Raw genomic sequence first — 23087 nt, forward strand, 5'->3', positions numbered from 1 at the left:
TATTGGTCCGTTCTCGCCCCGTGCAGTGCGAAGGTCAGCAGTGCTGGTGTCTCACCCCATCCTGACGCACAGGGCGGCGTGGTCTTCGGGCCGCTCACCGGAGCCGTTCCTGCTGCGAAGCGTCAGTCGATCGTGGACGACTTCACCTCGGCCGAGGCAGGGGCGGTGCTCGTCTCGCAGATCGTCGCCGGGGGTGTCGGCCTGAACATCCAGGCTGCCTCTGTCGTGGTGATCTGCGAGCCGCAACTCAAGCCGACGACCGAGTGGCAGGCCATCGCCCGCGCCCGTCGGATGGGCCAGCTGCAGTCCGTGCAGGTGCATCGCCTGCTCTCCGAGGAAGGCGCTGACGTGCGCATCGTGCAGATCCTCGCCAAGAAGCGCGAGCTGTTCGCGGAGTTCGCCGCGATCAGCGAGACCGCCGAGGCTGCCCCGGAAGCGTTCGACGTGTCCGAAGCGGAACTCGTGCGCGAGGTCATCGAGTCCGAACGCCAACGCCTCTTCTCAACACCCCAGGAGTCCACGGCTCAAGAGGGCAGTCACATCTAACGAGACACCCCGGTGTCGGCTCCTGCCGCCAGATCGTCTCCGACGCCGCGCAACTACGTCTGCGTGTTCGTCAGATGCCGGCCTATATAGCCGACGTAGATTTTGCCGGTTCCTGCCACGTCATCGACGTAGTACATCCGCGGCGCGAAGCTGTCACGCCACGTCGGTTTAAAGTGCGCTTCCATAAGTGCTTTACCAGACGGATCGACCTCGACAGGCACCGGCAGTACCCGCTCTTGTCTCCACTTGGCGTTATTGAGCACCGTCTCACTCTCCTTCGACGCATGCTGCCCCACTGGACACTTGATGCCATCCGTTCGATCGTCGGTCAAGTAGGAATGAACTCCACCGTTGAAGCCACCTGACCGCGCAATCGCATAGTCATGAAGCGTCCGAACTTGCTGCCAAAACGCGGCTGCATACCGACCTGTAGCATCGCGGCGATCGATCTCAAGCGCCTTGTCGATGTCGCCAGTGAAAACGACCCGTCCCGAGATTACGTGACCGTCATCGCCTGGCAACAAACGTTCAACGAGCTCTTCTACAGACGCAGGAGCGTGCCAGATCTCTTCGTCTGCTGCAACATACGCGTCCTCGGGATGCTGACTTGCCGCGATGCGTCGCCGGAGGATAGTTAGCTCCCGCTGATCGCGGAGCTGTTGCTCCTGGGCGATCGCCAGATCGAGATCATGGTCCTCGAGGTCGCGCCGAAGTTGGTCGTTCTCAGACTGCAGTGCTTGCTCACGCTCTGCGGCGTCGCTGAGCTGTTCCTCCGCGACAGCAACTTCAGCAACCTTTGCTGCGACGAAGGCATCGAGCGCGTCGATCTGCTCGAACTCGGGCGTTTCGATCCCGAGCCATCGCTTGAAGGACTGAGCAATCCGTTCGATCCACGATTTCTCTAGGAGAGTATCGCTTCTCGCAGGCGCCTCCGTGCTCCCAGCGATAGGCATAGTCGGGTCGGGAACTCGCGGTTTGACCACCGGCTGCTGCTGCACTGCGGCCGCAACCTTCGCAGCCCGTTCGACGCCGGTCTCCGCGCGGCGCAGAACATCTATGGTCCGTCGTACATCACTGGGCAGCTGGGCTTCTACGAATCTGCGCCGGGCGACCTCCCCGTGTCGACGTTGCAGCGGCTCAGCAACAATACGTCCCTTGAGCGATCGAGTGAGCGTCGGCAACGATAGCCACTTATGGCGATACGAGTCGTTAGGGTCGGTCAAGTCGACTCTTGGCAAGTACGTCCGGACTTCGCCAGCACGCGTCCGGTGGCTTTCAGGAAGCGCGGTGAAGAGCTCATCGGCCGCATCGGCGGCAACTGCGTACGCAGCCGTCACCCCCACGCTTTGCGTGATCAGACTGGACAACATCTCACGCCAACTATTGTCAAGATCGCGAGCCGGGGAAACGGCAACCACGACCGAAGCCGTACGATCCGGGGTGACGATCGCCTGAACGACCTCGGACGTCTCGCCGGCCCTGATTATTGCGGCACTGCCTGTGAGCGACACAGCACCATCGCTCGCCGAAACAGTGTCAAGAATCGAGCGCACCACTCGCGGAGGGGCGACCTTCGAAAGCGCCGTTTCACGGTCAGCACCGATGAGGTCCACCTCGACGACAATGGTTTGCTGGCGTCCCCCTCCCGTCATGAGCGATGAAGCGTAGAGGGATACGCCCCAACGCCCAGCAACGTTCGTCTCGATGAGCCGATAGAGCCGCCGCCGACCACTGGTCTCATGCTCAGCGTGCACAACAAGAAGTTCGACACGTGGGCCGAACTGATAATGCCCCGGTCGGTCCCAGGCGACGTCCGACGCCCCGGCTCGAATCTTGTCCTTCAACCAGCTACGAACCTGATCTTCCGCGATCTCGACGGCATCGGCATCCCGGGAAAGACGAAGGATCGCGCGGTAACCAACTGCCATGGTTTCCCCTTACCTCGTTTAGTTGCTCTCCCAGCAGGCGCGACGCGGCTGACTCCAAGTTAGTGCTGACAGCAGCGCCGCTTCCCCGCCCGCTACTCCGCCTCGAACTCGTTGGTCGTGAACTTCAGCGTGCTGGCGTTCTCGCGTATGGTGCGGAGCTGCTGCTCGGTGAAGCCGTCCGGGTGAACTGCGTCGATGGAGAGCGAGATGGTGAGATTCGCGCCTGATGCGGCGATGTGGGCGAGCACTTCGCTGGCGATCTTGGCGAAGTCCGCGGAGTAGCGTTCCGCGTTGATCGGTGCGCTGCCGACGTACCGGGTCGACGCAGGCTTCTTCGCTGGCGTGGGTGCCGCAGTCGCGGTGCCGCCCGGCGCGGCCGATGCTGCCCCTATGGTCGCCGCGGGCGCATCCGCCCCAGCCTCGGATGCGCTGCTGCCCGTCGTCGCGGCGACATCCGCGGCGCGCTGAGCTTCGGCGGGTGCGGGCTTGACGATCAGAGTGGCGTCGGTGATGGGTGCGCGTCCGGTGTCGCCGGGCAGCCAGAGTCCGCTGTAGTGGTCGGTCGCCTCGTCGTAGCCGTCGGCGAGGGCGAAGCTCTCGCTCTGCCAGAGCAGCGGCTGGTTGTCGATGGCGTCGATCAGCACCTCGCGGGAGCGCAGGCGCGGCATGTACGGGTACTGCGCGTAGAGGGTCCAGAGGTCGCCGACGGCGATATGCCCGATCGACCATGCGGCGGGCACCTTCGTGTCGAGTGCGAGCCGGATCGAGCGGGCGGCGTGCTGGGTGGAGTATGCGCCCGCGCTGCCGAGCTTCTTGGCGACGCGCTCGGCGAGCGAACCCGCCTGCCCGTCGGCCTTGACCTCCTCCAGCTCGAACGGCGAGCCGGGATCGGGAGCCACAGGGTTCAGCACCCACTGGTAGGTCAGCGCCAGCCGGTCCTCGGCGGTGCGGCCGAACTGGTCGCGCTTGTCGGTGGCCTGTGCGAGCTGCTGCGGTGTGAGGTTCAGCTCGTTGGCCTTCTCGGCGATCTCTTTCCACGCCAGGAAGGATCGCGCAGCCTGGTCGAGTTCGGCTAGGCGCTCCTCGTCGGGCGCGAGGAACACGACCATGTTGCGGTTCGCGCGGTTCGCGGTGCCCCGCCGCTCGGTGGCCTGCTGCGCGAAGTCGTGCGCGGGCGAGTCGCCCTTCTTGCGGCGGTGCGGGTACTTCGGGTGCAGGATGACGAGCCTGGCCTGGTCGGTATCGGGGATGTCGCCCGAGTCGGTCGGGCCGACGTGGACGCCCGCGAAGTCCGACCGGGCGCGCTCCTCGCCGCGCAGCCGCTTCACGATCTCCGCCCACACGTCCTCGGGGTGCAGCGCGTCGGCGGCGTCCTTCGCGCGGCGCGTGATGTTGGCCTGGGTGTCGTACCAGTGCTTGCCCGCGGACGAGTAGTAATAGGTCGTGCGGTCGCCGAGCTGGGTGAGTGCGGAGTGGAAGTTGCCGACGACATCGCCGGGGACCGCGGTGCCGATGAACACCCGCTGCGTGTCGATGCCCTTGTGCGCGGTGCCGATGGTCGGTGCCGCGCCGAAGAACACGGTGCGCGCCAGCCGCTTGGTAACCGACCGCTGGCCGAGCACGGGCTTGTCGCTGTCGATGCGGGCGGGCTCCGAGTTGGTGCCGTCCACGTCGGCGTCGATGACGGCCTTCCACGAGTCCTGCAGGTACTGCGTCAGCTCGGCGTTCACCGAGGCGACCGCCAGCGGGATCGAGCCGGGGAGGATGAGCGGCCCCTGGTCTTCGCCGACCCACAGCGCGTGGATGACGGCGTTCATCAGCCGCAGCACGCCGCGCGTGCGCTGGAACCGCTCCAGCGAGGACCAGTCCTCGTAGAGCCGGTCGAACAGCTCGGGATGCAGTGGGTAGGTCTGCTGGATGCGCCGCCCGTACTGCGGGTCGCGGGCCTCTTTCGGGAACTCCTCCGCGTTGGCCTGGTAGAAGTCGCTGAACGACTTCGCAGTCGCCGCGATCTGCGCGAGCGCCTGCGCGTCCTCCGACTCGAACAGGCGCTGTTTCACGATCCGGTACGCCTCGTCGCTGGAGGCCGGACGCCATTGGTCGGCCACCCGGCGCACGACGTTCTGGAGGCGCTTCAGCGCCTCCATGCCGTTCGATCCGCCGACCTCCTCGGCCGCGCCCGCGACCTCGCCACTGTCGTCGCCGTCGTGCGAGGCGGGGATCGAGATAGCGAGCAGCACGCCGGGGATCGACTTCGCTGCCTCGGTCAGCGACTGCGCGAACGTGAACTGCGTGTCGAAGGTACCGCCAGCGAGATCCTCGCGGCCGTAGAGCTGCCGAGCGTAGGCGACCCACTCGTCGATCAGGATCACCGCGGGCGCGTACTTCGCCAGCAGGACGTGCAGGTCACCGCCGGGGTTGGTGCGCTTCTCGTCGTGCTCGCGCACGATCTCATACGCCTCGCGCCCGCCGAGCTGCCAGGCCAGCTCGCCCCACAACGTGTTCACGCGGGTGCCGTCGTCCTTGGTCTCGCCCTGAGGCGCGAAGTGGTTGCCGACGAGCGCGACCCGGCTGGCGGTGATGCCCTCCGATGGGTAGCCGTTGGCCGTAAGCAGCTCCTGCGCCTCCTGCGGGAACTTTGCGAGCGGCAGACCACCGGCCAGGTGCCACAGGGCGAGCATCGAGTGCGACTTGCCGCCACCGAAGTTGGTCTGGAGATTCACCACGGGCGAGGCGTTCGTGTCTCCGGCGAGCCGCTTCACCGCGCGGCCAATGAGGTCGCGCAGACCCTCGGTGAGGTAGGTGCGGGCGAAGAACTGCGCCGGGTCGGAATACTCTCCGCTCGTTGCCGCTGGGTCGCGGGCGACCTTGTAGAGGTCGGCCGCGAACTCGCTGGACTGGAAGTTGCCCGTCGCCACCTCGTCGCGTGGCTTCAGCACCTGCCGCCACGGGGCCAGCCCCGACGCGCCGGGCACCACCGTCGACGACTTCAGCGCCCGCGTATCCTGCTTGCCCGTGGCGATGCGGCGCAGGTCGAGGCGGATCGCGTCCACCTTGTCGGCTGCATACGCCTGCCCCACTGCGGCCAGCAGCAGCCGGGCGTAGTCGAGCGCCCGCAGCGCCGCGTCGTCATCGAACGAGGCGTTGTGCGCCCACTGGTTCCGCGTCTCGCGCAGCAGGCTGGCATAGGCCTCGTGCTCGCGCGTGACCGTGCCCTTGAAGGGATACCAGCCCTTCTTCACGCGACCCGTGAGGCCCTCGGTGAGCATCCGAAGCTGCACAGCAGGGTCTTCCCGGCTGTATGCCTTGCCGGCTATGCCCTTCTCTTCGTCGGCAAGCTTGACCACCAGCGCCCAGTCGGAGTCCCCGATCTGCGGCTCCAGCACCTCCGCGATGAACGGGTCGAGCGCCTCCGCAAGGATCTCGAACATCCGCCCGATGCGGTCACGATTTGATGTCGCCACTAGAAAGCCTCCTGGATTCCTAGGCTACCGGGGGCCTGCGACACAGGTGAGGTCGGCGCGTGTCGGGCCATTACGAGTTCGGCCCGGCGACGTGCGCGCGAGCGCTCTCGGCACGCTCGTCGGTATCGGGGTGATAGACCCAGCCTGTCTCGGCCGACCATTGGAATACGTCGAGCCCGTTCGCAAGCCAGAGGTCGGTCACGCCCTCAATCGGCGTGAACGTGCCCCAGGTGAAGAGGCTCGGCGACAGCGCGAGCAGGTCACCGTTCTCGCCGTTCGCGGCGATGGGAAGATACAGATGGCTCCGGCGAGCAGAGAGCGTCGCGCTCTCTGCCCACAGCTTCTCGATGTATCGAGCGATGTTGCCGTCGGTCGCGAGGTACTCGGAGAGCCGCTCCAGGTAGGGCGTCTCGGGGCGCTCGGCGATCTCTGCATTGGCGCTGCTGAAGTAAACGCCGGGAGGTCTCTCGTCGCTGAACGGCCAGGCACTCAGCCCCGGCCCCAGCTCCACGGCTCCCGCCTTCGGGTCGGCGTTCGCAAGCACCTCCGCCCAGGCTGACGCCCGCTGCTGAAGGTCCCGATGGCTCGATGACAGCTCGACGAACCGCTCGAACCCAAGTCCCCAGGAGTGAGCTCCGTTGTAAGCCGCGTGGACGGCAGGAACGATGCGATCGATCATCGTCCTGAGCCGCCGGATGAACTCCGCGTCTGTCGTCTGCATGACCTCGGCGACCTCCAGGTAGTCGCCCTCCCCCTGCAGCACGAAGTCGACCAGCCGCTGACCTGCCTCGGCCCCGTCGCGCGGCTCTGGCCAAAGCCCCGTATGCGCAGCAAGCACCCATGCCGCTCCCGGCTCGCCGGATCGCAGTCCGGTGAGCGACTTGAGGTGGGCCTCGAGACTCTGGATACGCGAGTCATCTCCGAACGCTCGCAGGCCTTCGGGGAACGAACAGCCGACAGAGCACCAACCTTTCAGTAGGTTGCGAGGCGCGCCCATCCAGCGCCTACTCCAGGCCGCCGAAGTCAAGAGGCACACTCGAGTCGGTTGATGGAACCCCTGCCCGACCCGCCTCGATGAAGTCGCTCCATGACGAAGCGAATGCGTTGAAGGCGGATGCATCGCGTGTGCGCTTGAGTTCGTCAGCAATCCGGTACAACAAGTGTGCAAGGTCTCGGACTAGCTCAAGGTCGATCGGATCGGCCCGTTGTGTGGCTGATCGGAGAAAAACACCGGTAGCTGGGATACCCTGCGCCTGTTGGATGCGCATCGCATGGTGCATCACTTCCCATGCGCTCACGAATGAGTCTGCCGTGACATCGTATGACTCCGGGTATTCGTCAGCTTGTAGGAGATGAACGCGACCACCTCTTGCCGTGAGAATGCCATGCCGCGCCATCGTCTCGACTGAGGTGTTCCAGCCGCGGGCCATGTTGTCGGCGTCGCCGAATCGACCCGCGTCGTAGCCACTGTGTCGGTACCAGGCGACTGCGAATCGCGTCGGGAGGTCGAAGTCGGTCTCCTGATCCGCGAGCACCTCATCAAGGGTTGCGTTGATGACTTTCAACGCATCGCGCACGGTCATCCTCGATCCGTCGCTTTCCACGATGCTGGCGTATCGAGAGAACACAGCCATACCCGGCCCAATCGCGGATTGCTGTTCATCCACGGGCGAGATCGATGTGCGTCGCTGGATACGGACGGCCTCGGGTAGCTCAGACTTCAGCGCACGCACAAAGTCAGCGCGAGAACCGAACGTCTCCGAAGCAGCTCGCCGCCGACACACGATCACAACGGATGAGGCGAGCGAGTTGCGCCCGAGTTCGCGAAGACCCCCCGGTTGCTCAGTGCGGATGGGCCAGGTTCCCACGATCTCCCAGCCCGCTCTGATCAGCGCGGAGAGGAGCGTCTCCCATCCCGTCGACGCAGAGCCCTCCAGCTCGGCGTCGGTCTGCTTGTAGGCGTAGTAGACCGTCATGGGTATCTCGGGATGGTGCGCCGTTCCCACGTGCTCAAAGACGTCGGCCATCCCACGCTCGAAGAACTCCCGGGCGCGATCCTTGCCCTCCCACCGAACATGATCAGCGACCAGCTCATCGGTCTTTGGCGAGAGGAGGGTGCGAAAGTACGGGACAGTGCCACCGAGCATTCGGCGTAGCCAGACGATGAAGAAATCGGAGAGATCCGCATAGGGCACGTTGTCGTAGTACGGCGGATCGGTTGACACAACAGCGTTCGTCGGGACAGGCATCGCCTGAGCTGGCATCTCTGTGACCGTACCGTTCCCCTGCGGCAGAGCTGCGAGCGATTTCGCAAGGTAGTCAACCTGCCCTGAGAAGCTCCCGGATGCGCCGCCAAATGGGTTCGCTTCAGCGAACAGCCAGGTCATGGAGTACGCCTGACGCGCAAACACCTGTTCAACAGTCCCGCGATTGGCATGCCAAATGCAGAGCGTCGACTGGCGATTCACAAGTCGATCAATACCTAGGGCGAGCAGAATCCGCACTGCTTCGCCGTAGGCTCGCGCACCTTTGCCGCCGTCGGAATAGGAGACACCGTCGTCGGATAGCCCCGCCGCACGGGCGTCCTGCTCGGCCCGCTTCTGAACGGCGTCGAGGCCGTCAACAAAGGCGTTGAGGGTCGTGAGCTGACGCGCTGAGAAAAGATCCTTGAACCTCGTCATCCCATACCGTGGCGGAGCCATGTACTGGCTGTGCGTGGACAGCTCCGCGTCCAGCCAGTCGATATCCGGTGCCTGAATCGATGCCGCCTTGCGCTGCGCGTCATCGGGCACAACGAAGAACCGAGATTTCCCAACTCGCACCTGCATGGCGAGCAGCCGTGCTCCTAGCCCGTGCTCGACGCCCTGTGCCTTGATGTAGGGAAGCGGGATCGTGCTGCCGCAGTTGACGCAGATGCCCCCGGTTCGGCTCAGCGTTCCATCCGGCTCAGCGCCGCTCCCGTGGACAATCTCTACGTTGACGACACGGCTTGCCAAGTCGACAACTGGAGACATATGGGCCTCGGCGCCTCGGCGTCCGCTGAGTCTCCAGGAGTTGACAAGCGGTGTCTCGATCCGACAGGCAGGGTTCGGGCAGGTCACCGTCCGAGCCCAGAAATAGACGAGAGGAACCGAGCCGTCAGGCATCGCCGGGTAGTTCTCGTGAACCCGATCCGCGGCGTCAGCCTCCAAGAGCTCGGCATAGACGCGAAGGTCCTGTGCGAGCATCTCCGCTTGACGCCCGGGTGCACCACCCGTTACTGGGTCAGACAGAGTGAACCTATCCACGAGCTGCAACATCACATTGTTGAGGAGTACCGGCAGAGGATTCAGATCATTGGCGTGAGCGCTCAGGCCAAGACGCTTCGCTTCCAGCGGGATCGTGCCGCCGCCTGCAAACGGGTCAAGCAGCGTGACCGCATCTGTCCCAACTGAAGTCGCAATCTCTTGCGCCGCCCGCCGGAGCAAATCTTCGTCGTTTGAGTTCTCCCAATCCGACAGTTCCTCAATGAGAGCGTGGAGTCGGTCGCGTTCCAGTGACTGAGCCGCCTCGTCAGGAAACCGCTCGGGGTGCGACGACGGATCATCGACGAGCTGAGCAAACAGAACTGCCCGTGCAGCCGCGAGGGGCCGTCGCGCCCACCAAAGGTGCAGCGTTGACGGATGACCGCTGCGCACGTTCTTCTCGACAGCCGAGTTCTTGTTGATCGCGTCCAACGGGATCGAGACCTCGATCAGTTTGCGCTTGACTGCCACTGGATTCCTCTCGGATGCGCTCTCGCGCCTGGTAACTGGGACTTTCGAGCCTACCGGCGGGCTCAGACGGTTCCGGGAGCCCCCGGTGCGTGGCGTGTGCTCACGGGTGAGACTTCATCGCGGCGAGTACCGCCGCGCGCGCGGCGTCGGCACGAGGATGCGAGTACGGCACTACGAGCGGCACCTCCCCGTCCCGCCGCGTAGGGCGCGCCTTCCATGCCGCGCTCATCTGCGGACCTGCCTCCGCCTTCACTGCGGCTACCAGCTCGACGTAGGCATCGAGCACCTCGGGAGCGATGAGCGCGAGATGAGCCGTGTAGAAGTCGAGGCGGGACTGGACCTCGCTGACGTGCGCGGTGAGCGCGAACCGATCCGCCGCGGTGCCCGACCGTCGGCGCACCCGGTATGGCGCTTCGAGGTAGTCGCTGACGGCCTGGAGCGCGCCCGCGTATGCTTCCGCACGGCGCGAACGCGCTTGCTGGCGGCGCTCGTGGAGGAAGCCGAGCGCGACGATCCCCGCGGCGAGGATCGCGGCAGCGATGGTGGCGATCCCGTCCCAGGTGATTGGCGCGGGCGGAAAGAGCGAGAGGAGCCAGTTCATGCGGCACGCTTCGCTTCCTCGGTGAAGCCGTGATCCGCCTGGGGCGCGATCCACTCGCCGGTCTCGGCGTAGGTGTCCTCCAGGAAGAGGTGATCCTGCACGAGGACGATGAGTTCGGCGAGACTCTTGTCAGCCGTCCATCGCTGCTCGGGAGGATCGTCCGGGTAGTACAGACACAGCGCGCCGTCCTCGTAGCGGTGCGGTGAGTTCTGCATCTCTCCGGCGTACACGACGGGGAAGTCGCGGCCGTCTCGAATCCCACCCCCCGGGAAGTACCGCTGCCGGCGGAACTCGATGACGACCGGGACGCGTTCCACCCGTCCCACGACATCGACACCATCCAGCTGGTAGCGCCGTCTTGGTACCGCCTCGACACGCGGTGACCCGAAGCCGACACCGATCCAGCTCCCACAGCTCAGCGTGACGGCGCACGGGTTCGCGTGCCGCAGCACCTCCCAGGCGTACTCAACTCGGAGACGGCGACCAAACAGGCGGAAGGCGTCACGCTCGAACGGCACGAACCAGGCGGCGTCCGCGCCGTACCACGCCGGGTCGGGCATCAGCACGCCCACGAGCGCACGGGGAGGCGATCCCCGTAGGCGGACGTGGACGCGGTGGCTGCGGGCGCGGGCAGGAGCGACGGGTTCTTCTCGCGCCAGCGTTCGCGCGAGACGCGCTTCACTTCGTCCTGATCGGGCTTGGGCATCACGGCCTCGTCGCCGAAGAAGATGGCGAGCTGGTTGAGCGCGAGGATCGGGTAGCCCTCTCGCTCGTACTGGAGTGCGAGGTCGAAGTCGGCCTTCGCCTGCCGGAACGCGGCGACGACCTGGAGCCGGGTGAACTTCTCGTTGATCTTGATCGCTCCGGCGACGCCAGCGGGATCGGGGGTCTCGCCGATGCTGAGCTGCTGGATGGCGTGGTTCAGCCAGGTGCTGATGTAGTCCGTCATGGTCACCGGCCCGGTGATGCAGCCGAGCGCGAGGGCCTTGATGTTCCAGGAGCAGATCGGCCGGTCGTGCTTGCGGTTCCAGTGCTTCATGAGCCGGGTTCCGCGCGCGAATGTCGAGCGGCTGACGGCGTTCGCCTCCTTCACCATCTCGGTGTGGCGCTCGGGGTGGCTGCAGTCCCAGGTGCGGTAGTTAGGGATGTAGAGCCCGGCTCCCGTGCGGTTGTCGATCGCGGTGATGACATCGGCGGTGAAGTCGGCCTGGCCGGGGGTCACAGGGTCGCCGAACTGCACCAGGATCGAGCGGCGGCGGTTGAGGTGCTCCACCCGCAGCTTCGGGTACTCATCCTTCAGCTCGCGTCGGATCGCGTCGGCCGCGCGCTCCTGGAGTGCGCCGGGGCCGCGCAGTCCCGGCCCGTAGAGTCCGTCGGGGTCGGGGATCACGATGCCGAGGTCGACATCGGTCAACGGGTTGAGCGCGTCGCCGTGGGCGATGCTGCCGTTGACGTAGGTGCGCCCGCCGAACTCGCGCTTGAGGGCTGCGGCGAGTGCGTCGCGCCGTCGCCGTGCCTCGGCGAGTTCCTCGGGGGTGACCTGGATGCGCGAGCGCGCTTCGTTGAGCGCGTGCTCCACGGTGCTGGTGCGGGTCGGGATGTCCAAGAGCGTCATCGTCGGCTCCTTTCTGCCGGATTCGGGTCCGACGGTCAGGGGGCCTCGCTGCTCGACATTCGGCGTGTCCGTTTGGGCACCTTGCCGCTTGTGTCGCTAGAGTCGGGTGAACTTTCCAGGTTCCGCCCTCATCCACGAGGCCCGAGAACGCCGCCGGTTGCCCCCGGCGGCGTTTTGGGTAGTAGATCAACGTATGGCTGGCCTACGACACCGGGGCGTGCGACACGCGGGCATTCGAAAGAATCTTCGCCTCGGATCGAAGCGTGCGGGCTCTCGGCCTCAGAACGGCGTGGTGCCGCGTGCCCACCAGTCGTTCCAGGAGAGGTTCTGCGAGACGACATCGAAGTCGGTGAGCCAGGCGGGTTCGACGCCCTCGAAGGCGTTGCCGATGTAGCGAACCTCGTCGTGCTGCGGCCCGCTCGCGCTGACCCGCACGAGTGCGAGTCGGTGGTTGGGTGCGGCGTTGAGCGCGGTGAGCACCTCGGTGCGGGTGATCGTGAAGGTGTCCGAGCCCTCGATGCGGGCTTTGACCTCGATGCGGATGCCCGCGCCCTCGGCGGGCCGGGAGAGCACGTCGAAGCCGGGGTTGTTGTGCGCCTGCTCCTCGGGCGTGCGGTCGAGTGTGCGCTCGGCGGCGAGCACGGCGTCGACGCCGCGGCGCTCGACCTCGGCACGGGCGAGGGCACTCACGGCCACGTCGCCGCGTGCTCCCGGGGCTGCGGGCATCACCAGTGCGATGGCCGTGATGCGCGGGGACACGGGCGACATAGCGAGTTGCCGGTCGATGAGCGCGAGGCGGGTCTCGCGGCGCTGCTCCAGCTCTTCGGCGCGGCGGCGCAGGGTCTCGGCGGAGTAGCGGACCTTCTTGCCTGCGGCCGCATCCGCGTCGGTCTTCAGCGCCTCGGTGTAGAGGCGGTTGACCTCGCGGGTCAGCCGGGTGGCGACGCGCTCGCGGACGCGCAGGTATTCGTTCGTGCGGTGGGTCGTCACGTCGGCGGCGAACACGGCGAGCTGCTCGGCGACCACCCAGGACACGGCATCCTTCTCGCGCTGGGTGAGCCAGGGCAGGCTCGTGCCCGCCGCGCGCTGCGGTCCGTCGGCGGGCGCGTAGTCGAGGTACGGCGCGGGGCCGGCCTCGCGCACGATGCCGTCGGCGCCGACGACCGAGTAGCCGAATCGCTTGCTGACGGTCTGCCCGGTGGAATCGCGGACCTCGTTGAGCACGCCGACGAGCAGCGTGGGCTCGGTCACCGCGTCGGAGGTGAGCACGGTGCCGCGGTCGAGCACCGGACCGTACTGGTCGATCACGAGCCGCAACGCCGCATCGTGCAGCGGATGGCCGGGTGCGAGCAGTTCGGCGCGGGGCGTGCCCTGCACGTCGATGGTGGCGGCGTCGAAGGTGATGCGCTCGTAGCGGCGGGCGACGGGTGCGCGGCCGGCACGCTCGCGGACGCTCGCAGGAACGTGCGTGATCTCGTAGCGGCCCCTCTCGCGCCGCTCGATGCGCCCGCCCGCACGGTCGAATGCCTCCAGGAAGGCGTCGCGGATGAAGTGGGGCTGGAGACGCTTGGCCTTCGCGTCTTCCATCTGGCGGCGCAGCGCCTCCAGGTCGGTGGGTGCCAGGGCTTCGCTGGCGAGGGCCTCGTCATCGAGCAGTTCCTGGAGCCCGGCGGAGACGCCCTCGTCGATGACCTCCCACATCTTCGCCTTCACGTCGGGCTGCTCGCCGTAGCGGATCGCGTCGCGTAACACGCGCGTCAGCGACAGGTCGCCGAGGGAGGTGCCGAGCACGTTGAAGATCTCGCCGTCGTAGGCGGCGCGCTGCTCCTCGATCTTGTCGAGCAGGCGGATGAACACCTCGCCCTCGCGGGTGTCCTCCGCGACGAGGTTCCACAGTCGGCACACCTCGGTCTGGCCGATGCGGTGGATGCGGCCGAACCGCTGCTCGATGCGGTTCGGGTTCCACGGCAGGTCGTAGTTGACCATCAGGTGCGCGGCCTGGAGGTTCAACCCCTCCCCCGCGGCGTCGGTGGCGATGAGGATCTGCACCTCGGGGTTCGAGGTGAACTCGGCCGTGATGCGGCGTCGCTCGTAACGGGGAACACCACCGTGAATCGCGACCACAGCCTCGCGCCTGCCCAGGAGCTGCGTGATGCGCCGCTCCAGATAGTTCAGCGTGTCACGATGCTCGGTGAAGACGATGAGCTTGCGCGGCTTGCCGTCCGGCGTCGTGAGAACCTGGCTCTCGATCACACCGCGCAGCTCCCGCCACTTCACATCCTGCTGCGAGTCCAACAGCCTGCGGGCGTGCTCGGTCAATCGGCGCAAGTCCGCGATCTCGGTCTCCAGCTCGGCCGCGGTGCGCGCCGCGGTCGCCGCGTCAACCAGTTCCTCCTCGGTCTCCTCCAGCTCGGCTGCGTCGAGCTCGTCGGTGTCGAAGTAGCCGCTGTCGGGGTCGTCGCCGAGCAGCGAGGCGGGGGCTTCGCGCGTCGGGGCGTCGAGGATGCCGTCGAGCAGGTCGGCGCGCGTCCGCTCCAGCCGGTCGGTGCGGCGGCGCAGCGACTGGAAGATCGCCTCCGGGCTCGACGCGAGACGACGCTGCAGCACCGTGAGCGCGAAGCCGACCGTATTCTTCCGCTTACCCTCCAGCCGGTCGGCGAGATTCATGCCGTGGCGGACGTACTCCGTGACCTCCTCATACAGGTACTGCTCGTCGGGCGACAGTCGGTAGGACGCGGTTTCGGCGATCCGCTCCGGGAACAGCGGACGCCCCTCGAAGGTGACCAGCTTCTCCTTCACCATGCGCCGCATCAGCCCGTCGGCGGTGCCCGTCTGCGCATGCCGGTCACCGGGACCGGCGAAGCGATCACGGTCAAGCAGGGAGAGGAAGGTCTGGAAATCCTCCTCCTTGCCGTTGTGCGGCGTCGCCGTCATCAGCAGGAAGTGCCGGGCACGCTCGCTCAACAGCTCGCCGAGCTGGAACCGCTTCGATGCCTTCAGCTCGCCGCTGAACCAAGTGGCGCTCATCCGGTGCGCCTCGTCCACGACCACAAGGTCGAACTCCGTCTGCTCGATCTGTTCGAGCAGCACTTCATTCCGGGCGAGCTGATCCATGCGCGCGATGAGCAGCCGCTTCTGCTCGAACACGCTCTTCCTCGGCGCGGTGTCCTCCGCGCCGGGCGCGAGGATCTCGAACTCCAAGCCGAACTTCAGCGCCAGCTCGTCCTGCCACTGCTCCACCAGCCCGCCGGGGGCCACCACCAGACAGGTGCGCACATCGTCCCGGAGGATCAGCTCCTTGATGTAGAGGCCGGCCATGATCGTCTTGCCCGCGCCGGGGTCATCGGCCAGCAGGAACCGCAGCGGCGTGCGCGGCAGCAGCTCTCCGTACACCGCCCGGATCTGATGCGGCAGCGGCTGCACGTCGCTCGTCGCCACCGCGAGCATCGGATCGTGCAGCCCGGCCAGCATGATGCGCTGCGCCTCGGCAGCCAGCCGGAAGTTGCGCGGATCAGCATCGAACGGGCGACCGGAGTCCAGGTGCGGCGCGATCTTCGCCTCGTCCTCACGGAACAGCACGACCTGCCCGAGCGCCCCATTGTCGTCCTGATAGGTGACCTCGACCGCGTTCGCGCCGTGCATCTGCGCCGCCAGCACCGTCACGGCGCGCCCCGGCACGATGCCTGCCAGCCGCGCAGTCGCGGCGATGTCCTCTAGCCGCACGGCGACCCTTCCGACTCGAAACTCTACTTTGAGACTACCGACGAGCGCCGACGTTCCCGGATATGTCGACGCCGCGTACAACGGATCGATGCTCTCTTCCCCGTCATTGGAAACAGCAGGAGACGTGTGATTTCACGGCGGACGAAGACAATGTTTACAAGCTTGTGAGCTTTGGCCGGGACTACATCGCAGGCCCAGGGCTCGTACTTCGCCCGGCCTTCCGTTCGGGTTCCCATCGCGGAAGGCGCTGACGGAGCTCTGCGGCCGGCGTTTCCGCCGCTCTGCGGGATTCCTCGGCAGCGAGGCGCTGAGCCTCGTCTTGAGCAGCACGCTCGTGGACGAGCCGCACCGCTCCATCTGGCGGAAGCGCATCGAGTTGGGCGAGATAGCGGCGGTCCTGCGCCGCCCGCTCGCGCAAGGCCTTCACCCGCGCGCCAACCGCGCTCGGACGCCGGTTCCCGAAGACGCGCTCGTACAGCGCCATATGCTCCCGCGACTGCCTCGCGATGATCTCGCTGACGATCTGGCGGGCCTGCGTGGCTTCCGCGCGTGCTTCGACGACCGCGGGCACGTGGCTGGCTTCGTGCTGGGCGACTGACTCGGACCACGCGGGCAGATTGCTCTCGCTGCCGGGGATGCTCCGCCAACGCTCACGCACGGCCCGCTCAGCCTCCACACGCCAGGCGTCGGCGTTGTTCGCGGTGCGGGTGGCAGAGCGCTTACGGAACCGAGACGCGCTTTCCTTGGCCCGGCGTGCCGCGATAGCGTCCTGCTGCGCAGTCAAGAGCGCGGCGCCATCCGCGACTGCCTCCTGCGTCAGCGACTCCACAACATCCGCGAGCACGGCAGCAGCCTTCGCGTCCGCGGCTTCCGCCAGCTCGCGCTGCGGTTCGAACTCAGCCTTGTGCCGCTCAGACTGGTCATGCAATCTGGCGGCTGCCGACACCCAGTGCTCGCGCTCCGCGTCAGCCTTCGCGATCCGCTCGATGATCCGGTTGCGCTCCGCACTCACGATGGACATGGGCCCGTCTGCGATGAGGTCGGCGACGGCCTCACGGGCGCGTTCGGTGGCGTCATCCAGGCCGCGGTCGGCGCGGTCTCGGGCGAGCGCATCGACGAACTGCTGCTTCGCGTCTGCGAGATCGCTGGCGACGATGTGCAGCCTGTTCGTGTTGCGCCCACGGGTCATGCCGACGTAGACGCCTGCCGCATCGGCAGTGTCGGAGAGCAACGTGTGTGCAGCGTTCACGGTCGCGCCCTGGACGCCGTACGCGGTGACCGCGTAGGCCAGGTGCGCGTCCTCGGTCACGTACTCCGCGGGCAAGGTCATGGTGCGCTGCTGCTTACGGCCGGTGCTGGTCTCGACGACGCTTAGCGCACCGTCGTCGCCGACGTGCTGCACCGTCCAGGTCTGCCGGTTGGCAACGCCGAGCGTGGACTCGTTGCGGCGGGTCTGGATCACGTCCCCGGCGCCGATGGGCAGCCCGTCGCTGCCGAACACCGTCCGCCCGTCGTCGATCTTGCCGCGGTCGACCCTCTCGGCGCGGATGCGTTCGTTCAGCGATCGGGCCTCGTCGTTCGTCGCCGCGGTGATCGCATCCGCTGTACTCGTCGTCGTGGCGATGGCCGCCTGCATGTCCTCATCGGTGTCGTGCAGGATGATCAGTCCGTGCTCGTTCAGCCGATCGAAGATCGCGGTGGGGTTGCGGGCATGCCGCAGCTCGAGCGTGAGCGCCGCAAACGCGGGGTCGGTGAAGCGGTGCAGTCTCGTCATATCGACGACTGCTGGGGTGAGTTGGATGGCGATGTCGAGAACGCCTCCGCGTCCGACCGCGGAGAGTTGCGCCCGGTCTCCGACGAGCGCGACCGTCGCCCCAGCCTCGTCCGCGACTTGCAACAGGGCGAGGGCGGAGTCCTGGTCGAGAATCCCTGCCTCGTCTACGATGATCCGCTCACCTCGCGCGAGACGCTCCTCCTGCGCCGGTCCCCGGTAGGTGCTTCCGGTTTCGGGGTCGGTGTCGCCGGGCTTGAGCCGTGTCCACACGCCGTCGCTGTTCCACCGGAACCCGTGTGCGTAGACGAGCGCGGCCACGGAGTCGGTCGGGATGCCGAGGTCCTGGGCAGCGACGTCGGCGGCCTTCTTCGTCGGCGTGACGACCCGCATCCCACGGCCCTCGGCTACTGCGGCTTCGATGGCCGTCCTGAGCATCGTCGTCTTACCCGACCCCGCGGCGCCTTCGACCACGACGAGCGGGTCGGGGGATGCGACGACTGCGGCAGCTCGCTCCTGGCCGTCATCCAAGCCTGCCTGCACCGCAAACTCGTGGACGTCCGGGATGCGCTGGTTGGACTTCTCCGCGAGTGCGGTGAGCAGGTCGCGCAGTTCCGTCTCGGCAGCGACGACACGCAGCGATGTCAGATGCGCGACGTGCTCCGGCTTCGGCGCGCCGGGTGGGAGGATGGAGAGACCGTCCGATGCTGCGAGCTGCGTCGCCAGTTGCACGAACTCTCGCAGCTCCTCGGGTGTGGCTTGCACGCCGTGCTCGGTGGTGATGCGGGTGACGTGCTCGCGCAGCGTATGCGCCGTCCACGCCGATGCACCCGCCGCCGCACGGTCAAGTGCACGAGATGCGACTTCTTCGATGCGCAGTTCGTCGAGCGCGACCGGTGCAGGCCTGTGCGCCCGTGGTGCATCCGGGCTGTAGCCGGCGTCTTCGAGCTCCGCGCGCCAACCGGCCTCGCTGCCGAGCACCGTGGGCTTCTTCCCCGGGCGTTCGTGCTCCCACGCCTTCGCTTTCAGCCGCGCCCGCACCACCGGCCCCGGTTCCTCGCCAGGATGCGCAGCTTCCCACTCGGCCTCGAAGGTGGCGAGATTGCGTTCGACCTGCGCACCGCGCTTCGACAGGGCCGCATTGAACGGCTCCAGCTCCGCGACCTCTCCCGTCACCGGGTCGAGCGTGAGCCCGTGCTTGTCGAGTACGGCCGCAAGCCGCGGGTGCGCGGCGATGATCGCGGTGCCGAGGGCGCGGATGGCTCCCTGCTGCTTGAACAAGGCTGCGGTGTCCAGGCCGCGCCACGTCCCCGCGGCGTAGACGCGGGTGCCGATTTGAAAGTGGATGTGCCGATGCGGGTCACCCGCACGGCTCGTCTTGTGCGCGACCGAGACGCTCTGCAGCTGCTGCACCGGCACGACCTCCCGTGCGTGCCGAGGCCCGATCCGGGTGACCGAGTGCTGGGCGAGCCAGCGTCGGATCTCCGCCGCCGCATCCTGTTGCGCGGCGTCGAGCGCGTCGGAGACCTCCGGGTGCAGGGCGGCGACGACGGAGAGGGACTTCGGGGCGTTGACCACCATCTCCGCAAACCGCGGCGAACCCCGCATGCCCCCGCCCACGCCGCGCGGGGTTCCCATCAAGGTGCCGCTAATCGGGTCCATCCAGTCCACCCATGCGGCGTACTGCTCCGGGTCGAGCGTCCGCGCCTCGATGACCTCGCCCTCGGAGTCGGTGACAGCGAACTCCGCGAGCGCGGTGCCGCCCTCCAGGTAGTACTCGTCGGCGGTGGACCTATCCGCTTCCAGGTATCGGCGTGCGGCCGCGCCGATACCGCGGAACAGGATCACACCGCCCTTCACCCCGGGCCTCCTCACGAGTCGTCTCATGAAGGAGGTGCGCACGCCCCACCAGCGGTGGCATACGTCCATGAATGAATCTGGGGAGAAGCACGTGGCGCGATCGTCTGGGCCGGGGGCGCAGAGGAGCGGCCGAGACGGTCGGGGCACAGTGGTCACGGTGGTTCGGGAGCGCCGTGCATGGCCGCGGAGCGATGGTGACGCATGGGCGTCTTTAAGCCGATCAGTGCAGCCGAGCGCTCTACGACGACCTCAGGGGCTCATCTGTTTGCGGACGCGAACCGGCAGCACGGCCGGACAGCGCGAAGCGGCCGTTCATAGCTCCACGAGGTGCGGAGGCGACCGCTTCAGGGTCCGATGCGACGGTCCCGGCAATTTTCCGGGACCGTCAGCGAAGGGCGTGCGCGCCGTCCGACACGTTTATCCGCGTCGTCCACGGTGCCGCCAAATTGACGGAACCGTCCGGCCTCCCAAAGTTCGATGGCCGAGTCCTCGCACGGTGGTGGCAAATTGACACCACCTGCAATCCCGGGGTTCGTGGTGGTGCAAGATTTTGCGCCACCACGGGGGTGTCGATTCGGCACAACCGACGTTCTTTTCACGGGGGTGCCGAATCGACACCCCCGTCGCCGAGCCTCGACCCGACACAGCCATCCCCGGCCGACCTACGGTGGTTGAGATTCCATACCGCCGCCGCACGCTCATGGACTTGTGGTGCAGGTACGTTACCTCTCCTCCCGCACAGGCGCAAGGCTTCATTGAGAAGGCACGCGGCCCGTCCCGCGCGACTGGCGAGCCGCATGACTCACGTCCCAAGCATCGTGTCGAGGATGTCGGCGGTGACGACGTCGACCTGCTCGGCCGTGATGACGTAGCTGTTGCGGGTGACCATCTCGTTCGCGTGCCCCAGCAGCCGCGATGCGATCGTGAGCCCTGCTGCGCGCTCCACGAGCGTCGCCGTAGTGCGGCGATAGATGTGCGTGGAGTACTCATCCACATCCACGCCGAGTCGCACAAGCTCGTTACGGTTGTCGTCGATGAACGAGCGCAGCAGCCGCTCGTAGTTCGACACACTCATCGGCTTGCCGGTCTTCGTAGGGAACAGCAGCGCCTCCGGTCCTTTCTGCGCGAGTGCGAGCCGGCGTCGCACTGCGTCGGCCGCGAGGGCGGGGAGCGCGACGCGGCGACGCTGTCGGGTGCGTTTGGGTGCGTTCTTGCGCTGAACGCCCTGCACCTTGTTTTGGATCACAGTACCGTCGATCAGAATCGTCGGTGGTGCCGTGGTCATGTCCACGTCACAGCGGCGCAGGCCGATGCACTCCCCCACGCGGGCGGAGGTGCCGAGCATGATGTCCATGCCGTCCACGAGTGCCCGCCAGTTCGGGCGCGGCCCCGTGCCCTCCGTCTCCCGCCACCGGGTCATGAGGTCACGGATCGCCTCGATCTGCTGCGGAGTGAGCATCGCGGTCTTCTTCTCCGGCGTCGGCAGCCGGGTGACGTCGCGCACCGCGTTCGTCGGAATCGCGTCATCGCGCACAGCGAACCCGCAGATGAGCGACAGCACCGAACGAGCCTTCCGCGCTGCGGACACGCCCCGATCGGCAAGGAGGTTCTGGATGATCCGATCGCAACGGCCGACCGTGAGCGCCTCCAGCGTGACGCCGCCACAGACGGGGACGAGCGTAAGACGGACGGTGGTCTCGTAGTTCTCATACGTCGACCACGACAGCGTGCCGTTTTCGGCGCGCACCTTCACCGTCGGCAGCCACGCCTCCGCCGCCTCCTGGATGGTCGATGCGGCGGTGACGATGGCCTTGGTATGCGTGGTCAGCGTCTTCGCGCGTGACAACAGCTCCTCACGAGCATCCGCCTCGGTGGCGGCTTCGGCGCGGAACTGCACCAGCTCGCCGGCGTCGTTACGCATCCGGGCGCGTGCCCGCCACTTCCCGTTCGCGAGCTGTGTCACCTGCACTTGACCGACCTCGCCCGCGGCGATCTTCGGCCTAGCCATGACGCTGCTCCCGCGCCCAGGCGAGTACGTCGTCACGGTCGTACTTCACGTGCCGGCCGAGCTTCAGCCACGGCGGTCCGGACTTCGTGAGCCGCCAGCCTTCGAGCGTGCGCTCGGGCACCCCCAGCAGAACGGCGATCTCGGCCTGAGTCAGGAACGCGGGCTCGACCTCAGTGCGTGCATGAGCTTCCATGCCTGATAGGTGCGGAGCGCGTATCCACGCGAACCAGCGGGGCCGAGTGCGTACCTCATCAGCAGAGACGACCGCGAAACGCGCCCCGTGGGGCTTTCTGGTCACCAATCTGGTCACCAGACGCCAGATCCTGCCATTCGACGGAGTGAGGAGGGAGCCGGACTTCCTAGAGAACTCTAGCGATTCGTTGCTGGGGTACCTGGACTCGAACCAAGAACAACTGAACCAGAATCAGCCGTGTTGCCAATTACACCATACCCCAAGGGCGAAACCGGAGCCTCGCACCGAGAGTCAAGCTTACCCGAGCGGCGACCGATCACCAAAACAGCCGGTGCCGTGTCGCCGCTCGGGCGCGTCGCGGATCAGTTCGCGAGGAACGCCGACAGCGCACGCAAGCGGCGCAGCGACTCGTCCTTGCCCAGCAGGTCCATCGACTCGAACAGCGGCGGCGACACGCGGCGGCCGGTGATGGCCACACGCGGCGGACCGTAGGCCACGCGCGGCTTGAGCTCGAGGTTCTCCACGAGCGCCGTCGACAGCGCCTCCTGGATCTTCTCCGGGGTGAAGTCGGTGACCGGCTCCAGGGCCGTGACGCAGGCGTCCAGCACCTCCGCCGCGTTGGCCGGCAGCCCCTTGAGCGCATCCGCGTCGTACGACACCTCGTCGCGGAACAGGAAGCCGAGCATGCCCGGCACCTCGCCCAGCAGCTGCACACGCTCCTGCACCAGCGGAGCCGCGCGGAACGCCAGGACCAGCTGCTCGTGGGTCGGCTCGTCGAACAGGCCGGCCGCGGCGAGGTACGGGACCGTGCGCTCCGCGAAGTCCTTCACGTCGAGCATGCGGATGTGGTCGCCGTTGATCGACTCGGCCTTCTTCTGGTCGAAGCGGGCCGGGTTGGGGTTCACGTTCTCGATGTCGAAGGCGGCGATGAACTCGTCGAGCGAGAAGACGTCGCGGTCCGGGCCGATCGACCACCCCAGGAGCGCGAGGTAGTTCAGCAGGCCCTCGTGGATGAAGCCGCGCTCCCGGTGCAGGAACAGATCGGCCTGCGGGTCGCGCTTGGAGAGCTTCTTGTTTCCGGTCTCCCCCAGCACGAGCGGCATGTGGGCGAACCGCGGCACGAACGTCGTCACACCTGCGTCGATGAGAGCGGCGTAGAGCGAGAGCTGTCGCGCGGTGGACGGCATGAGGTCTTCGCCGCGGAGCACGTGGGTGATGCCCATCAGCGCGTCGTCGACGGGGTTCACGAACGTGTACAGCGGCACGCCGTTGGGGCGCACGACGACGAAGTCCGGGAAGGAGCCGGCGGGGAAGGTGACCTCCCCGCGGATGAGATCGACGTACGTGAGGTCCTCGTCCGGCACCCGCAGGCGGAGGGCGGGCTGCCGGCCCTCGGCGCGGAAGGCGGCCTTCTGCTCATCGGTGAGGTCACGGTCGAAGTTGTCGTAGCCGAGCTGCTTCGCGCGGCCGTTGGCCTCGTTGCGGGCGTCGATCTCCTCGGCCGTCGAGTAGCTCTCGTAGAGCGCGCCCGTCGCGAGGAGCTTGTCGATGACCTCGCGGTAGATGTCGTGCCGCTCGGACTGGCGGTACGGGGCGTGCGGGCCGCCGACCTCGACGCCCTCG

At 66.9% G+C, this 23087-nt stretch carries 13 protein-coding genes and 1 tRNA gene; 1 reads left to right on the forward strand and 13 read right to left on the reverse strand.

The genetic code is table 11. The features are described from left to right. Positions 1-78 precede the first annotated feature (78 nt). The gene (locus CJ226_RS16265; protein WP_257996722.1) at positions 79-546 is read left to right on the forward strand and encodes a C-terminal helicase domain-containing protein; all 468 of its coding nucleotides are present in this window, start codon (positions 79-81) and stop codon (positions 544-546) included. Positions 547-599: 53 nt separating this feature from the next. Here the strand turns inward: CJ226_RS16265 and CJ226_RS17885 are convergent, their stop codons facing one another. From CJ226_RS17885 to gltX, 13 genes are all read right to left on the reverse strand, one after another. Next, positions 600-2474, reverse strand: a complete 1875-nt coding sequence (locus CJ226_RS17885; RefSeq protein WP_146008263.1) for a hypothetical protein — start codon at positions 2472-2474, stop codon at positions 600-602. 92 nt (positions 2475-2566) lie between these two features. Then, complete coding sequence (locus tag CJ226_RS16275; RefSeq protein WP_102209830.1) at positions 2567-5938, reverse strand: Swt1 family HEPN domain-containing protein; 3372 nt, start codon at positions 5936-5938, stop codon at positions 2567-2569. Positions 5939-6008: 70 nt separating this feature from the next. Continuing rightward, positions 6009-6935 (reverse strand): hypothetical protein, encoded by a 927-nt coding sequence (locus tag CJ226_RS16280; protein WP_146008264.1) that lies wholly within the window; start codon positions 6933-6935, stop codon positions 6009-6011. A gap of 7 nt (positions 6936-6942) precedes the next feature. Continuing rightward, complete coding sequence (locus CJ226_RS16285; protein ID WP_180964635.1) at positions 6943-9693, reverse strand: DUF1156 domain-containing protein; 2751 nt, start codon at positions 9691-9693, stop codon at positions 6943-6945. A gap of 100 nt (positions 9694-9793) precedes the next feature. Beyond that, positions 9794-10294, reverse strand: a complete 501-nt coding sequence (locus CJ226_RS16290; protein WP_102209833.1) for a hypothetical protein — start codon at positions 10292-10294, stop codon at positions 9794-9796. Next, positions 10291-10854: a hypothetical protein gene (locus tag CJ226_RS16295; RefSeq protein ID WP_146008265.1), complete on the reverse strand. Its 564-nt coding sequence runs from the start codon at positions 10852-10854 to the stop codon at positions 10291-10293. Before CJ226_RS16295 ends, CJ226_RS16290 begins: the two co-directional genes overlap by 4 nt. Further along, positions 10854-11909: a nucleotidyltransferase gene (locus CJ226_RS16300; protein ID WP_102209835.1), complete on the reverse strand. Its 1056-nt coding sequence runs from the start codon at positions 11907-11909 to the stop codon at positions 10854-10856. Before CJ226_RS16300 ends, CJ226_RS16295 begins: the two co-directional genes overlap by 1 nt. Positions 11910-12188: 279 nt before the next feature. Further along, positions 12189-15632 carry a helicase-related protein gene (locus CJ226_RS16305; protein ID WP_102209836.1) on the reverse strand — a complete coding sequence of 1148 codons (3444 nt, stop codon included), beginning with the start codon at positions 15630-15632 and terminating at the stop codon, positions 12189-12191. Between the two features lie 181 nt (positions 15633-15813). Further along, positions 15814-19263, reverse strand: a complete 3450-nt coding sequence (gene mobF / locus CJ226_RS16310; protein ID WP_102209837.1) for a MobF family relaxase — start codon at positions 19261-19263, stop codon at positions 15814-15816. A gap of 802 nt (positions 19264-20065) precedes the next feature. Then, a complete protein-coding gene (locus CJ226_RS16315; protein WP_102209838.1) occupies positions 20066-21271 on the reverse strand; it encodes a site-specific integrase in 1206 nt (401 codons plus the stop codon). After that, a complete protein-coding gene (locus CJ226_RS16320) occupies positions 21264-21464 on the reverse strand; it encodes an AlpA family transcriptional regulator (RefSeq protein ID WP_102209839.1) in 201 nt (66 codons plus the stop codon). The genes CJ226_RS16315 and CJ226_RS16320 overlap by 8 nt, the downstream gene beginning before the upstream one ends. A gap of 190 nt (positions 21465-21654) precedes the next feature. Further along, positions 21655-21726 (reverse strand) — tRNA-Gln (locus CJ226_RS16325). Positions 21727-21826: 100 nt separating this feature from the next. Further along, positions 21827-23087, reverse strand: a 1261-nt coding sequence (gene gltX, locus CJ226_RS16330) for a glutamate--tRNA ligase (RefSeq protein WP_102209840.1), incomplete at its 5' end; no start/stop codon positions are given.

It is taken from the genome of Microbacterium sp. UMB0228 (genome assembly GCF_002871415.1).
GTDB lineage: Bacteria > Actinomycetota > Actinomycetes > Actinomycetales > Microbacteriaceae > Microbacterium.

Excerpts from the sequence above, each read along its gene's own strand:
- CJ226_RS16315 (WP_102209838.1), bottom strand. The coding sequence starts at position 21,271 with ATGGCTAGGCCGAAGATCGCCGCGGGCGAGGTCGGTCAAGTGCAGGTG.
- CJ226_RS16300 (WP_102209835.1), bottom strand. The coding sequence starts at position 11,909 with ATGACGCTCTTGGACATCCCGACCCGCACCAGCACCGTGGAGCACGCG.
- CJ226_RS16320 (WP_102209839.1), bottom strand. The coding sequence starts at position 21,464 with ATGGAAGCTCATGCACGCACTGAGGTCGAGCCCGCGTTCCTGACTCAG.
- CJ226_RS16280 (WP_146008264.1), bottom strand. The coding sequence starts at position 6,935 with ATGGGCGCGCCTCGCAACCTACTGAAAGGTTGGTGCTCTGTCGGCTGT.
- CJ226_RS16290 (WP_102209833.1), bottom strand. The coding sequence starts at position 10,294 with ATGAACTGGCTCCTCTCGCTCTTTCCGCCCGCGCCAATCACCTGGGAC.
- CJ226_RS17885 (WP_146008263.1), bottom strand. The coding sequence starts at position 2,474 with ATGGCAGTTGGTTACCGCGCGATCCTTCGTCTTTCCCGGGATGCCGAT.
- CJ226_RS16295 (WP_146008265.1), bottom strand. The coding sequence starts at position 10,854 with ATGCCCGACCCGGCGTGGTACGGCGCGGACGCCGCCTGGTTCGTGCCG.